12 protein-coding genes are annotated in these 15,085 nt (G+C 37.7%); 2 read left to right on the top strand and 10 right to left on the bottom strand.

From position 1 onward, the window contains the following. Window positions 1-121: 121 nt before the first annotated feature. Window positions 122-2,173, top strand: coding sequence for a winged helix-turn-helix domain-containing protein (locus A7967_RS08575; RefSeq protein WP_054205040.1), 2,052 nt, complete (start codon window positions 122-124; stop codon window positions 2,171-2,173). Between the two features lie 22 nt (window positions 2,174-2,195). On the opposite strand, the gene A7967_RS08580 is transcribed toward A7967_RS08575, so the two are convergent. From A7967_RS08580 to A7967_RS08600, 5 genes are all read right to left on the bottom strand, one after another. Further along, window positions 2,196-3,500 carry an ABC1 kinase family protein gene (locus A7967_RS08580; RefSeq protein WP_054205041.1) on the bottom strand — a complete coding sequence of 435 codons (1,305 nt, stop codon included), beginning with the start codon at window positions 3,498-3,500 and terminating at the stop codon, window positions 2,196-2,198. A gap of 101 nt (window positions 3,501-3,601) precedes the next feature. Further along, window positions 3,602-4,021: a hypothetical protein gene (locus tag A7967_RS08585; RefSeq protein WP_054205042.1), complete on the bottom strand. Its 420-nt coding sequence runs from the start codon at window positions 4,019-4,021 to the stop codon at window positions 3,602-3,604. A 15-nt stretch (window positions 4,022-4,036) separates the two neighbouring features. Next, window positions 4,037-5,107 (bottom strand): lipocalin-like domain-containing protein, encoded by a 1,071-nt coding sequence (locus A7967_RS08590; protein WP_054205043.1) that lies wholly within the window; start codon window positions 5,105-5,107, stop codon window positions 4,037-4,039. 3 nt (window positions 5,108-5,110) lie between these two features. Next, entirely contained in the window at window positions 5,111-7,510 is a 2,400-nt protein-coding gene (locus A7967_RS08595) for an FtsX-like permease family protein (RefSeq protein ID WP_054205044.1), read from the bottom strand. Continuing rightward, complete coding sequence (locus tag A7967_RS08600; protein WP_054205045.1) at window positions 7,494-8,147, bottom strand: ABC transporter ATP-binding protein; 654 nt, start codon at window positions 8,145-8,147, stop codon at window positions 7,494-7,496. The genes A7967_RS08595 and A7967_RS08600 overlap by 17 nt, the downstream gene beginning before the upstream one ends. A 520-nt stretch (window positions 8,148-8,667) precedes the next feature. Here A7967_RS08600 and A7967_RS08605 point away from each other — a divergent pair. Further along, window positions 8,668-9,621: a hypothetical protein gene (locus A7967_RS08605; RefSeq protein WP_152960599.1), complete on the top strand. Its 954-nt coding sequence runs from the start codon at window positions 8,668-8,670 to the stop codon at window positions 9,619-9,621. 27 nt (window positions 9,622-9,648) lie between these two features. Here A7967_RS08605 and yidD read toward each other — a convergent pair whose 3' ends face one another. The 5 genes from yidD to A7967_RS08630 form a co-directional block, all read right to left on the bottom strand. Continuing rightward, window positions 9,649-10,020 carry a membrane protein insertion efficiency factor YidD gene (gene yidD / locus A7967_RS08610; protein WP_054205047.1) on the bottom strand — a complete coding sequence of 124 codons (372 nt, stop codon included), beginning with the start codon at window positions 10,018-10,020 and terminating at the stop codon, window positions 9,649-9,651. A 155-nt stretch (window positions 10,021-10,175) separates the two neighbouring features. Then, entirely contained in the window at window positions 10,176-11,183 is a 1,008-nt protein-coding gene (locus A7967_RS08615; RefSeq protein WP_054205048.1) for an RDD family protein, read from the bottom strand. 242 nt (window positions 11,184-11,425) lie between these two features. Next, the gene (locus A7967_RS08620; RefSeq protein ID WP_054205049.1) at window positions 11,426-12,202 is read right to left on the bottom strand and encodes an SDR family NAD(P)-dependent oxidoreductase; all 777 of its coding nucleotides are present in this window, start codon (window positions 12,200-12,202) and stop codon (window positions 11,426-11,428) included. A 68-nt stretch (window positions 12,203-12,270) separates the two neighbouring features. Further along, window positions 12,271-12,642: a MerR family transcriptional regulator gene (locus A7967_RS08625; RefSeq protein ID WP_054205050.1), complete on the bottom strand. Its 372-nt coding sequence runs from the start codon at window positions 12,640-12,642 to the stop codon at window positions 12,271-12,273. A 127-nt stretch (window positions 12,643-12,769) separates the two neighbouring features. Then, the gene (locus tag A7967_RS08630) at window positions 12,770-14,782 is read right to left on the bottom strand and encodes a hybrid sensor histidine kinase/response regulator (RefSeq protein ID WP_054205051.1); all 2,013 of its coding nucleotides are present in this window, start codon (window positions 14,780-14,782) and stop codon (window positions 12,770-12,772) included. Window positions 14,783-15,085 lie beyond the last annotated feature (303 nt).

Below are 15,085 nucleotides of genomic sequence, written 5' to 3' on the forward strand. Positions count from 1 at the left end.
AACAAAAATACGTGCATAAAGATCTGATTTTTTACTGAATAAAGATGACTAGTCCCTTATCTTTATTGACTTTTATCTGAATAGCGGTATGTTTAGGTGGATTCAAACTGGTAACAAAAAAATGCAGTCAATAGATATAAATAACAACCAAGATCCAACAGCCGAGAAAGTAACTATCTATTATTTTGATGACTTTGCTTTTGACGCACAGCACGATGAACTTAAAAATATTGCAAGCAATCTTGTACATAAACTAGAGCCTCAAGTTGCGCATTTATTGCGGTTGTTTTTAGCCAGCCCAGATCAAGTGATCTCAAAAGAGCTGATCCAACAAAGCTTATGGCCTAACACGGTGGTTGAGCAAAACAGTTTGTATCAAATATTAACTAAATTACGCCGTGTCTTAAATGATTCAACCAAGTCACCTAAGTGTATTAAAACTGTGCCTAAAAAAGGCTATCGGTTTATTGCCAATGTAAGCACTGAGCTGCCAAAACCACTTGCAGATATAATTCCAACAACTAAAAATGAAAAATCTTTAAACCAACCCCCAACTCGATGGATGTGGTTACTCCCTGTAATAATTGTGTGTTTTAGTGCCTATGCATTTTTTAATAGCGATGAACCCGAAATAAAAGTCCCACTTTATCATCTCGAAGATGTCAGTTACGCATTAGGGTTAGAGTTTGATGTAGACGCTCACCCACATGCAGATTTGCTCGCCTACATTAAAGATATAAAAACACTCACGATTAGTAATAAGCAAGGTACTGTGTTATTTCAGCAGCCAAGCACCTATCGTGCTGCAAAGCCTAGTTGGCAAAAAGAAGGAAAATTGCTGGCCTATTGGCAATACCGAGAAGATCAATGCGATTTAAAAATAATCACCCCGCAAGGTGCTATCGCACACAATGGCCCAGCCATCTCGTGTGAATTAGCACAAGAACCTGTTTGGAAAAACAGTAAAGAACTTATTTTAACCATTAAACAACACGGTACTTTAGTCCCGTATTTATATAGATTAACTAATAATGCTCTTATTCCTTTGCCTTTAAAGTTACCTCAAAACAGCATCTATAAAGGCGCTTTAAATGCATGGAATGACAAAACATATTATTTATTAAATCATAAAGACCACACTAGCAGTTTGATTGAGCTAAGCGGTCGTACTGTACTCAACTGGGATTTTCCAATTTGGCTAGCAACGTTTGATCCACAGCAACAAACAATTGTCAGTAACGATGTCAGTCAGCGTCACGGCTTAATAGCAACACGACTAGATAAAACACACTACCCGATATTTAGCACCGCGCAGGGCCTATTTAGCAGTATCTCAATTGATCATGCTGGTGATATGTATACTGCCATTGAGAGCTGGCAGGTAAATATTCGTGATAAAGACAATTTACCTATTTTTTCAACATCAAGCATTGACTACTTACCCGTAAGTAACGCTTTAGGCGAAACTGCATTTATGTCGCGACGCAGCGGTATTTGTGAAGTCTATTTACACAGTGAAAATAACGTCACGCGCTTATCGCAACATAAAGGCTATGAGTATGTGCAATTTTTAGAATGGCGACCTGATCTATCCATGCTAGTTTCAAACCGTGATATGGATATTGCTCTGTACGATCGCCAAGGTATGGTACAACAATTTACCAGCGCACTTGATCAGTCAATTAAAAATTTAGGATGGTATAACGCGGACACACTCTATGCATTTGATGGTAAAACGGTGCATTTATATAATCTGCAAGGTCGCTTACTTTCATCTATTAGTCTTGACGCACAACTTGCTTACTATAATGTTTATAATTCAAGCTGGCTCATCCTTAAAAATAATCAGTTGTTCAATTTAACTGAGCTGACTAATAACATGTTCTTTGGTAATAAATTGACTGATAAACAGCTCGCAAACAGCGTTACTTTAACCAATAAACAAGTTAATCAATTTCATAATATACGCATAAAGAACAATAACTTGTATTGGCAATCATCATGGTCAAAACACGATCATATTTGGCAATTGAATTTAGCCACTCAACAGATAACTAAAGTGGCCAAAGGCAATTTGATTTGGCATTTTGATATAAACGCCAATGAGGAGCTCACTATTGCTAAAATGGAAGCGCTAGAGGGCGATATTAAACGCTTAACCACCGTTAATTAACTGATCTTGCAGTTAAAAGGACTTAGCGATACACCTGAAATAACTGCTTTACATTTACTTTAGCCTGTAACTTAGCGGCAATTAAATACAACCCAGCTAATTTTCGGTGTATAAAGAGCGCATCAACCGGCGGGGTATGCCACTGCTGTGCATCTGTACTCATTGCCATACCTGCATTTTTCAAACGCATTGCAAGATCACTACTGCCAAAATCATATGCCTGCTCACTTCGTAGTGGCTCACACGCTAACATAAACAAATCAAGTACGTTGTTTTTATAGCTATCAACAATGTCATCTTGAAAATAACCAATAGCCACTGCAGCACTAAAAGCACTCTGGCGATCATTATTACTGGCGGCACTTAAAAGCGCACGATACCCATCGCTGAGCTTATCAGGTACTTCTCGAGTAGCCCCAAAATCAAGTAGCACGATGCGCTCTGAGGCTATTTGATACTGAAAATTAGCGAAGTTAGGATCTGTTTGCATCAGTTTAAAATCAAACAACTCATGGAAAAATAGCGAAATCAAATCACTCGCAATATGGTCGCGTTGAGCTTGAGTCAAACTGTCTAACTCCTCAATCGGCTGTGCCTCAACATACTCCATTGCTAAAATTTGTTTTGTACTGTACTGCTCATATAAAGCAGGCACAATATAGCGTGGTTCGTTCGCTAATAACGAGCCAAAACGTTGCAAATAACTGCCTTCTAGCTGGTAATCCGCCTCAGCGAGTAGCTGCTTTTTGGCTTCTGCCACTAAGGGTTTAATATCAAGGTCTTTAGGCAGTAAACGCGATAGAGTAAGCAAGGTCATCACATTATCAACGTCACTTTGTACGCTTTGTGCAATTCCTGGGTATTGAATTTTTACAGCCAGCTTATTTCCTTGCTCAGTAACCGCATGATGAACTTGACCAATTGACGCTGCTGCAAACGGCCGTAATTCAATATGAGAAAGGGTATCAATCCAATTACCGCCCCACTGCGTTTTTAAAACGCCAATCAGCTGCTTATGCGGCATAGGGTTAGCATCGGCTCTGAGCATCGCCAATAATTTCGCTAATTCAGGGCTCAGTAAATCACCGGCATCCATTGATAATAGCTGCCCCAACTTCATTGCAGCACCACGTAAATGTGCCAGCTGTTTAGCTAAATGCTCAATGTTCTTAGGTTGAAGCAACAAGTTTTTATTATTCCATGACTCGCCTTTGAGCGCGCCCTTCGCACCGGACACCAGCATATTACCAGCCACTTTTCCTGCCATTGAACCTAGTTTTGCAAACCGTGAAAATCGTGATGTGGGAATTGCACGCTCTTTAGTCATTATAAGTCCTAAAATTTTGAAGTCCTACGTTATTAATACACAAGCTTATCCTGTCGAAACACATTTAAAATTCCGAAAAATTAAAGCTCAGTGACTTAAGATCACGTTGATGTAGAAGGTAAAACATCTTTGTTTTTACTGGATAAATAAAATACCCACACAAAAAATATCATAAAAATTAAATCATTAAGCCCATAGATACTATAAAAAACACCAGCTAGAATATCCTCTGAGTAAACGGCCTTTACGCTGTTTTCACTATGCCACAGAATCCAAATAACAACATAAATCAGCTTTTCGACAGCAAAAACAGCCGAAATCCACTTCGCGCTTGAATTACTCAAACCAATGCAAAGATACGCAAGCCCCCACATTACAATCATGAGAAGCCCAAAATTAGACATCACTACGGGATCCGCACTATTAATTGCCGTATTTGTAAAACCACGTGAAAAAACCACAACACTGAAATTCATCAGTGCTGATAATATAAATCCCCTTTTAATTAATGTATTCTCCATATTTTCCTCTTTCGTTTAATAACCAGTGAGTTCGGCATAGCCTTTGCCATTAAAGCCGCCAGTCGCTTTAACTCGTCCTTCCCAATATTCTATTGATAATTGGTTTCGAGAGTCCTTTGTAATGCTTTCAATAATGATGGCTTCGCTATTAGCTAATTGGACTTGCCATTTACTTGGGTAATCTCGATTATCCAAACTCACAGTATTAATCACTGTCAATGTAATATCTTGTTGAGGAATTTGAGTTACCTTGCCATTGGCCGAAATTTTACTCCCACTGCAATAATCATAACCTTGATCATCACCACGAATGCAAAACAGCATTAAGCCTTTTTTATCACCTGATTGACTGTCAACAAGGCTAAACCAATCCCAGCCGCGCTGTTGTTTATCGAGTAAACTGGCAGACCATTCTCTGTCATACCATGCATTTCCCGTGACGCTGTAATGATTGCCCGCAAAAGTTAGCTTGCCAGTTACATTCAAAAATGGGTAACTATAATAATACGATGCATGACCACTTTGCGTTTTTTGGCTGTAACCATTATCACCATGCAAAGTAAGTGGGCTTTGCGCTAATGTCAGTTCAACAGCATAACCCTCTTGCTCAGCTGATAAAGTTAAAGGCAAAAATGTGTTCTCATTACTTTTTAACTGCCAGTTATCAATTGAAGCATTAAACGGCGAGCTTGTTACACTCGCCTGACCTACTCGAGCAAAACGTTCAAAAGCAATATGCTCTTGCTTGCTCTGCATAGCAAAATGAGCAAAATAAAGGTTATTATCCCACCACTGTGAATTAATCTTGCTTGGCATTAACGTACGAAATAATGTCCATTGCACACCAAATGTTTCATTGTTTGCTGTTTTTAAATTAGCAGTGAGATACCACCACTCAATGCCCTGCTTGTTATGAATACCGTGGTCCTGAGGAAAACTAAGGATTTCACTTGGTTTAACAGGTTCCCCTATCGACACTTGTAATGCAGAGCCCATCTCTGTTTTCTTACTTTTTTGCTGTTCAGCTGGTTGGCATGCACATAAAATACATAAAACAAATACACTGAATAGTCTATTTTTTAGCATGCCTTAGTGCTCCTGCGATTCTTGTTTTATTATTCGTCGAATAGGTAAGTAAGCACATACAACTGATACGCCTACAAGCGTTAAACAGGTCAATAATAAATGCATAAAATCAACGCTAAAATGAATCGTCCACCCAAAGGCTATCGGCATGACAAATGCCAGTAAAGCATACCCAAGAGCAAACCCTAAGGGGATCGCAAATAGAGTTGTAACAAGCACGACCCCACTAGTTTGCAGAAGTTTCATACCAAGTAACTGGTATTTTGTAACGCCCAAATGCCGTAAAATAGTAAGCTGTTTTAACTGATTAGTGCTTAAACTTAATAAGCTGGTACATAAGCTTAATAATGCAATCGCTAAAATAAAACTATTGAGTGCCTTAGTGACAACAAACGTGTCTTCAAATAATGTTTTGGCATAGCGCTTAAACTGCTTGTTGTCTAAAATCTGTGTACTATCTTGGTTAAAATCTTCAATTAAACGTTCACTAAACGCCGCAACGGTGGTGCCGACTTTTAACCGAATTGAATAGCCAAAATAGTCACTGTTTAACGCCGTACTCTTGTGTCTTTTCTCTTGCGTTAATAAAGAAATAGCAGGATTACCATAATCATAGAAAAAGCCCGTTATACGACAGGTGAAACGTGTAGCGTTTTGCTTAAATACAACCTTATTACCCAACGAAAAACCAAACTTAATTTTACTTTGCTCATTGGCTAAACAGCCCTCATTACTAAAGTCATCCTCAGTTACGAGCTTTGCTGAGGTCAGTGAAATATGCTGATAGTGCTGAGAACCTTCACCAAAACTTGCCAACTTAGCAGGAATTTGATCAACGTTGCCCTCACTTTGCATGTAAATACTCAGCAATTTAACGCCTGACTCGCTACTCAACGTGTCCCTTAATGTGCTATCAAGTGATGTTGAACGTAAATAAATGTCTGCGCTGAGTTGTTTTTCAAGATGGGCGTTTAAAGTATTACTAAAGCTTTTTACCATAATTTGCATGCCAATAGCGCTACCGAGTGCGACTAAAATAGCAACAACTGCAATATGTAAATCTTTTAAGTAATAGCGGGTATCACAATGTAGCCACTGAGCTAATGGGTTGCGTATATGAATTGGTAAACATGCAAGAGCAGATAATACTTTGGGAACCATTAATATAAACAAAACAAGAATAGTAAAACACACGAGTAAGGCTTGTAGTTCAGTGCTCGCGTAATTTAATAACCAAATCAACACCACGCACGTACACACTAATAAAGTATAAAAAAGCCGCTCGCCTTTCACTGTTATCTGTTTTGCTTGCGCTAATAATATAACAACCAAGCTTATGATATTTAGTGAAAAACCCAAAAGCACATTAAACCACTGCCAATTAATCACTAGTGCTTTATCCAGCTGATACAAGCCAACTAAGGTGCTGTTAATATCAAGCACAAGTGCATTGGCTATAACATATCCACCCGCGGTACCAAGTAAAGCTGTAAATAAACTCAAAACCATTAGCTCGATCAGTAAGCTAATTTGAATACCTCGCGTGCTACAGCCTAATAAATGTAACTGCTGGAGTAATTTTCTTCGTGCAGATAACGTCAGCTTTATCGCGTTAAAACTTAAAAAAGCCGCCACAATATAGCCAAGCATCGCCAGGGCCGTTAAATTAAAAAAGAATGCCTGCGATAAAATATCAAACTCTTGTTGTTGCACATCTATAAGCTCAGCGCGCCCTGCAATTAACAACTGTATTTGCGCTTGTTGCTGCTGCGTTAAATTCGATAATTCAATAAAACTAAGCTGCCCTTTGGCATCTAATAAATAATCGGCGTTCGCAAGATCTGTAATTGCCCATAAACCAATATCATCGGCAAAATATATATTTGGTTGGTGGCGCTCATTTTGGAATATAAAAGGAAGACGTTCACCTGTTGTGGTCGTAAGACGATCTTTAAATTGGGAATCAACAAGTAGCGATGATAATGCAAAAGGCCCACCAGCCTGCCCGCTGCTAATCTCTGTTTGTAGATATGGTTTGCTGTTTAACCACAATAACGTATCAACACCTTGAATCCCTAATGTGCCTTCACTTGTTGCTATCCTACCTCGTAGTACTGGCTGTGCGGTTGTAATCCCTTTTTGACGAAGCTTAAGCCATATATTCCCGTTAATATATACCTTGCCTGCCAGTGGCTTAATTAGATGTGAAACAGGATTATTAATAAGTGCAGAGGAATTATCATAGCGGTTTTTTGCTTCTTGGTTTAGCCCTGCGATTGCGGTTAATAGTGCACTCCCTAAACTAAAGCCTATAAAAAACAAGGCTATTAACCATGGGTGACGACGATAAAACGCAATATGGGTGGCTAAAATAAGCTTTATTTCGTTATACAAAGCAACCATCTCTTAGTACTTTTACTTCATCAAAGTAGCTCGTTAATTCTTCAGAGTGAGTTACCATAACTAAGTTGATTTTTCTCCTGCGGCATAACTGGGTGAGTAACTTAACAACTTGATGTGAGCGTGTTTGATCTAAGTTGCCAGTGGGTTCATCGGCTAAAATTATTTGCGGTTTGTTAAGCAGCGCTCTTGCAATGCCGACTCGTTGTTGCTCTCCACCAGATAGCTGGTGCACTAAAGAGTCAAGTTTACCATCTAAACCTAACTCATTAACTAAAGTATCAAACCCTTCAACATCTTGATGTGGAAAATTAAGTTTATGCTGAAATAAAATATTTTGCTTCACATTTAAGCACTCAAGAAGTTGATAATGCTGAAATATTAAGCCGATTTTTCGCCTATACAAGGTCAGCTCGTGCTCGTTCATCGATGATAGAAGATGCCTATTAACACTAACGACCCCGCTGTGCGCCTTAATTAAACCCGCTAAGATATGTAATAAGGTTGTTTTACCCGAGCCACTATCCCCAAGTAACGCCAGCTGTTGCGAATTATCAATCGATAAATTAAGGTTATTTATAATACGCTGCTTGTTACTACCATCAGTGCGACTAAAGCACAGATCTTTAATTTCAATCACGATAACTCCTTGTTTATAAATAGCACATTAACGTAATGAGGCTCATAAAACCACCAAAAACCTCAACCTTAATAATCCCTCTTTTTAAACGTTAACCTCAATACGTTATACCAAAAGGTTTAACTCAAGTCCGCTTTGCCTTTTGAAAAGGGCTTTATTAGCAAGTAATCAACACCTGTTCAGACCAGTTAACTAAGTTAATGAAACCATTCATGTTACGTAAATATAATAGGCATTTCACTGTAAAAACAACCTAGTTAAAACGGCGTATTTTTAAATTAATAACTAGCAATAGTGGAGGGTTTACTGCTATAAATACCATACTTTAATTGCATCAATATACACACATACAATCATAAAGGATTTGGTTTGACGCAGTATTTACTTATACCTAATTAAAATTAGGCAACTTGTTGGACAATACATGATTCTTAATAACCGTTCTAAAAGTGCATATAGCTTACACACACCATTTACTTTTAATCTATTAAGCAAATTTGTATTACTACTGGTATGCTGCATGAGCCTTCCAAGTAAAGCGACAACGTTAATGTCTGGCGAGTTGTCTCGGCATTTAAAAGCAACTAACTATGGCGCTAAAGCGGATAACCGCTGGGCAATGCCCGATGCAAAAGAACAAGAAATATTTTATGCTGTTTTCAAGTCATTTTTTGCACAAAATTATCCACTTGCAAGTGAGTTAGCAAAAGACATCGGCTATCGGGTTATAGAGTTTAAAGATACGAAAACCGATAAAAAATATTACTTACTACAAGAAATAGCACAGCTACCTAGCCCTGACTTCAAAGGCGGCGGTACTTTTGTGTACAATCCAGATGGGCTCAATGCCACCTTGCAGGCACCTCATCCTAAAAGAGATACATTTACTGGCACTCAATCAATCGATGCATTTTTATACACTCAAGCAAAGTTATTAATGCTTGCTGGCACCCGAAGAGACAGCAGCCACACATTAAGTACTTGTACAAATGGTAAATACCAAGCAAGCGATGTGGCGCATCAAACAGATTCTTTCTTTAATATTGCGCACAAGTACATATCTGATTACGATGACAGTTCAGTATTTATTCAATATCACGGCTTTGGTAAAACCACGCTAGCCAAGTTGCAAAATCAATGTAATACCGATAATCCACTGATGCTTAATTTGAGCGAAAGTGTCAGATACGCGACCGCTGAGAATGAACATAGCCTGCTACATGAGCTAAAAAGAAACGTTGAAAAAGAGGGTAAAATTAAAGCCTGTGTTTACGGTAATGATACAAAAAGCTTAGGTGGTACGTGGAATGTACAGGCACGTTATACTAACGGTTCAAGTAATACTTGCTCTTCAAGCTCTGTCGCATCTTCAAAGCGTTTTATTCACCTTGAACAAAGTTACTCTGTCAGAAAGTACCACAGGGATGAAATGCAAATTCATTTAAAAGCAGCGCTTGAGGCCTATTTAAAATAACAGCAAATCAAACGCTCATTGTTTAAATTAAAACAATGAGCAATCACAGGCTGAGCTAGGCAAATCACACCCTTTTTTTGGTATGCAGCTCGATGTACCGAGTGTTGGATCGCAGCAATCAACGCTGCATTTATCTTTATCGTTTTTTTTAGGTTTATCGTTTTTCTTAGATTTATTTGCTTCATTTTCATGCAGTTGTTGATAAGCACCTTTACAGTCGGTGAATCGCATTTTGACCAAACGGTAACCACAAAACACGCCATGCTCTTCAATAATGTGTTTAACCGCTTCAGAACATGATACTCCTTGATGAAGAGCGGCATGCGCACACCGAAACCCTTTATAAGGAGAAATTCTTTTTTGATAAAAGCGGATCAATAATAATGCGAAGTATTTCATTTACTGTCCTATAAAAATAATAGCGATTAAAAGCCTGCTAAACGTCCCTTAAAATACAACCTAACACAATAGCCCACACAACTCACTGACATCAATGACGACCACTTAACCCTACTCAAATACTCCCAAGGTGAGTGCTTGTTGAGGTATATATATTAATCACTGACTATTTTAGTTATCGTTTCAACATTAACTTGTTGATTTAAGTCACCTCTAATAACTACTGTTGCAGATATTTTATCTTGAATGGCTTGCCTGTTTGGATCCCAAAAAATTTGTAAAAAGCCCAAAAGCCCAGTTGCAAAACCAGCTCCATATCCGCCATAACGGCCAAATGAATCCCATAAACTTAGGTAGTCTCCATTAAGTGCGACAACTCGAATATTACATAGCTTTTTACCGGGGGTTTGCCCTCTCCATAACAAGGAAAATAACGTAAAATAAACAGCCGCCCACCCAAAACCTAATCCTAAATCTTCAATTATTCCTTTACCCCATTGCAAAATGCTTGTTGATGACTGAGTTTTTTGCGAAGTCAGTACAGGCGGTGTTTTAATTTCTTTATCGAGCTCTTTAGCAGGTCTTTCAACCATAGCCCATAATACAACTCGCGTAATAACAGTGTACTCTTGCTCTGCGATTTCTTGTAATTTAGGAACATCTGCTATTAATTGCTCAAGTGCGCTTTGTTGACACAAAAAATCACAATTTTTTTCATTTTCGGTCTGCTCTAAATAATTCAAAACTTGTTGTTTTTCACCTGACTTTAAAACTATGTCTTGATCTTTATTCACCTTATTAACAACTCTATCTCCTTCAACGTAGTCAATCCCCTCAGAGAGCAATACCAATGAACAAGTAAACAATGCGCTTGCTGCGAGTATCTTTAATACTCTGCGCCAAAATGAAGACATATTCGGTAGATATTTTCCTGCAGTTCCTTTATAAAAAGCCATTGCAGCAACAAATGCAATTAATGCAGCGCTGAGTTTAGCCGCTAAGAATATAAGCGCCACATCAATAATTATTGCCACAGCTCTACGCGTAGGGCTTGCCAAAGGTAAACCCAGCAATGCCTGATCAATTTTAAACGCAAACGGTGTTACGATCTCCCTCGTTTCGGTACTTGATAATTCTAATTCAACTATTTCTTTTGCTTTCATAAGCTGTCGCCTTTTATTATTTTTATTACAGCTAAAGCGCCGCACATTAATGCACTTCACATTTATAATAATTTTACCACGTTCAATAAGTAAAAAGAGACTTGTTTATTTACATCTCGAAGTGCAATCTAACAACATCCTTTAATTTAACTGCGTTGAGCTTAAAAACAAAAAACCAATTTATTACACGCAGCTTAAAAAGTGATCGCCCTTAAACTTATCAGCCTAAGGACAATATCCCGCTAAATACTTTTCATCGCATTCTCATATATTTTTAGCACAACACTCCTTGGGAGTATTCGGTTGAGGAATACATAGAATTTATTTTCAAATAATGGAATTTCCCTGATTTTACCTTTAAATAATGCCTTTAATCCCAGCTTCGCTACTTTATTTGCGCTAATTCGATGCTTAGCGCTAAATGTGCCTTTATTATTTTTTGAAGTGTCTGCGCCATCAAAAACAAAAAAGTTAGTATCAGTCCTCCCTGGAGATAAACACGTAACAGTGACATTATCAGCACGTACTTCCAGCGCTATTGCTTCACTAAAACTGGCTACATACGCTTTTGTTGCACAATACGCTGCCATATAAGCCTGTGGCTGATAAGCTCCCGTGGACGCAACATTGAGTATATGTCCACGGCCATGTTGCGTCATATGTTCGGCAAAATAGTGTGTAAGGGTTGTTAACGCAGATATATTTACAGCTATCATGGCGTTAATATCACTCACTTTAAGCGCTAAGTGTTTACCATATAAGCCAAAGCCTGCATTATTAATCGCTATATCAATGACAAGTTTTTGTTTTTCTAGCTCCTCAAGCATTGCTTTTATATCATTGTCATTAGCAAGATCAGCAACAAGTGTTAAGCGTACACTCGGTAATATGCGCGCCATTGACGTTAATTTATCTGCACTTCTGCCATGTAAAATAAGACTATATCCCAGAGCTGATAGTTCTTTAGCGAAAGCCAAACCGATTCCTGAGGTGGCACCACTTACAAAAGCTATTTTCATATTCATTCACCTTTTTTGATTAAGGTGAAATTCTAAAGTCTCCTCTATAGGGGAGAGTCAACGGCTTTTTAAGAGTCCTCTAATAAACATTGGTTATAACGGGCTACGCGAGCTTCCAAGTCAGTCAAACCAACCAGTTTTAACTCAATTTCTTGGATATGCTTAATATGGATCTCTCGTTTTTTATCGATTTCATTTCGTAAAAGATCAATAGGAATAAGCCCATGCTGTGCTTTTTCTGTGGCGAGCGCCGTTAACTCTTTTAAAGTAAAGCCGTAGGTTTTAGCCAACTTAATCATCGTTAATATTTCAATGTAGCTATCATCATAAACACGGTATTTACCGCTTCTTTGTGGGCGTTTTATGAGTGCTATTTCTTCATAAAAACGAATTGTTTTAACGCTAACACCTGATTTTTCTGATAATTTCCCTATAAACATATTATGTTCTCAATTTTACGTGTGGTGGTATTGTATTTTTCTTTCTATATAAACCAATGCGTTAAGGCCTAATCACTTTTCAGTATTAATATTTTTCAATCCACAAAGGTAAAAACACCCTAGGCAATTAATTTAGCTTTGCTATAGCGGTCACAACAGCATCTTCAATAGAGTGCAATTTAAATGGTTTTGAGATAAACATATCCATACCTGCTTCTTTACAAGCGACTTTATCTGTTGACGACGTATTTGCTGTCAAAGCCACAATTAAGGTACTTTCGTGGTTACAAATATTGTCAGCGCGCAAAATTTTAGTGGCTTCTAAACCATCAAGCTGTGGCATCACACAATCCATAAAAATAAGATCATATTTCCTTTGCTTGCATTTTAAAATTGCATCTTCCCCGTCCACCGCAAAATCAGCCTTAATAGCTAATTTTTCTAAAGATGCATCGAGTACAAACCTGTTTATTTGGTTATCATCAACAACCAAGACGGATAGATTGGTAGCGTCTATATCAACATTCAAACGTTGATTACTCTCAATTTGGGCTTCTCCGACAGCAAGTGGAATATCAATAATAAACGTAGTGCCACTATTAAATTCGCTATTTACACTGATAGTCCCATTCATGTAATCAATGAGTTCTTTAACAATTGCTAATCCTAATCCCGTACCGCCTTTACTTCTTTTTGCATCAACTTCTTGAGTAAAAGGTGAAAATAACGAATCCAGAAAAGGTTTTGTCATCCCTCTACCAGTATCACTTATCTCTATATGCAATGCATACTTGTCATCTAGGTCGCTAACATCAGCACTAAATTTCACTTCGCCTTTTTCAGTAAATTTTAAAGAATTACTTAATAAGTTTGAAACAATTTGGCTTAGTCTCGCATTGTCACAATAAGCCCAGCAATCATCAGGAATTGTTATGCATGTTTGAAAATTGACTTTATTATCTTTAAATAAAGGAATGTACAACGACCCAAGATCTACAAATATCGTTTTTAATAAAAAATGGTTTGGTTCAAGCTTCAGCTCTCCATGATTTATTTTTGAAAAATCAAGAACCTCATTAATTATACTGAGTAATATATCGGCGCTTCTCAGTGCTACTTTGAGCTTTTCAACTCTTTTCTCTTCACGATGCTCATCTAAAAGCGTTGTAAGCATGCCTGTAATGCCATTAAGTGGCGTTCTCAATTCGTGGCTTATTTTTGCAAGTAGCATACTTCTGTCTTCTAACATTCGCTCAGCTTCGGCTTTTTTATTCTTTAGCTCTTCGCGAAGCATGACTGATTCGGTAATATCTTGTAAGGTGCCGAACAACCTTATACAACAACCATTTGTAAATTCAGCCTCTCCAAATGTTGAAACCCATATCTCCTTATTATTTGCTGTAGTTAGTTCGAGCTCCAGATGCCATTTATCACCATTTTCAATTGCGGACTCCACAGCTTGGCTAATGCTTTCACGGCTGTTACCCACTTTAAAAAACGCTATCGCGGAGTCTAACTCTGGTACATATAAATCAGGCACCTCATGAATACGGCGAGTTTGTTCACTCCAGATAATTTTGTCTTTAACTAAATCAACTTCCCAAGAACCAATATTTGCCACATTCTCTAGTTTCAACAGTGTGTTATTGTTTTTTAATAACTGTTCATTGGCTATCTTTCGTGCAAATTCGCAGCCAAGCCACTGCGCAAATAACTCAACATAGTCATGCGCTTCTTGAGTAAAAGGCATTGAAGCATTAGGAGAAGAAAAGTTGACAGTACCAAATACTTTAGCGCCAACTTTAATTGGCGCACCAATATACGATTCAAGTTGAAAGTTTAAATAACAGGGATGATTTGCAATGCTGCTTGTTGAAGCTTTGTGGAAGGTAAGCGCCGCATCAGCTGTTAATGTATGTACGCAATAAGTGCCATCTAGATCAAAAACAGTCTCTGGTGTTAAAGAATCATCGGGTGTGATCACATACAGCACTTTATACGTGCTATTCTCAATTTCACTAATAATCGCAATATCTAAGTTAAAAACATCTAACCCAAATATAAGTAACTTATGTATTTTTTCATCAAAGTTTTTACTCTGATCAGATACGATATCATGGAAACGTCTAAGAAAATTCAATCGAAAATTCCTTATTTTTAATTTTCTTCAAGGTTACTCACACACCAATATGTATTGACTATTAAAACGTAAAGTTATTTATTCCTTTAATAGCGCCAAATAAAGAATTATTCAATTTTAATGTTCTCTAAGTCTACATCAAATCTAGTTATTTTTTAATAATAGCGCAACATACATTAAGTTTTACCTTTTTAAAGTTCATTTTGCCTAAAAAGCATTCTATTCATAGCTTTATATTGATAAGTGGATCGTCGTCCAAGTGGAAGCATAGTGTTATAGCTGCCTGATTGTATTGAATCATAC

Origin of the sequence: Pseudoalteromonas neustonica, from assembly GCF_001653135.1 — a bacterium.
Taxonomy (GTDB): domain Bacteria; phylum Pseudomonadota; class Gammaproteobacteria; order Enterobacterales; family Alteromonadaceae; genus Pseudoalteromonas; species Pseudoalteromonas neustonica.

Coding starts and splice junctions, on each gene's coding strand:
- A7967_RS08575 (WP_054205040.1), top strand. CDS start 122: ATGCAGTCAATAGATATAAATAACAACCAAGATCCAACAGCCGAGAAA.
- A7967_RS08580 (WP_054205041.1), bottom strand. CDS start 3,500: ATGACTAAAGAGCGTGCAATTCCCACATCACGATTTTCACGGTTTGCA.
- A7967_RS08585 (WP_054205042.1), bottom strand. CDS start 4,021: ATGGAGAATACATTAATTAAAAGGGGATTTATATTATCAGCACTGATG.
- A7967_RS08590 (WP_054205043.1), bottom strand. CDS start 5,107: ATGCTAAAAAATAGACTATTCAGTGTATTTGTTTTATGTATTTTATGT.
- A7967_RS08595 (WP_054205044.1), bottom strand. CDS start 7,510: ATGGTTGCTTTGTATAACGAAATAAAGCTTATTTTAGCCACCCATATT.
- A7967_RS08605 (WP_152960599.1), top strand. CDS start 8,668: ATGAGCCTTCCAAGTAAAGCGACAACGTTAATGTCTGGCGAGTTGTCT.
- yidD (WP_054205047.1), bottom strand. CDS start 10,020: ATGAAATACTTCGCATTATTATTGATCCGCTTTTATCAAAAAAGAATT.
- A7967_RS08615 (WP_054205048.1), bottom strand. CDS start 11,183: ATGAAAGCAAAAGAAATAGTTGAATTAGAATTATCAAGTACCGAAACG.
- A7967_RS08620 (WP_054205049.1), bottom strand. CDS start 12,202: ATGAAAATAGCTTTTGTAAGTGGTGCCACCTCAGGAATCGGTTTGGCT.
- A7967_RS08625 (WP_054205050.1), bottom strand. CDS start 12,642: ATGTTTATAGGGAAATTATCAGAAAAATCAGGTGTTAGCGTTAAAACA.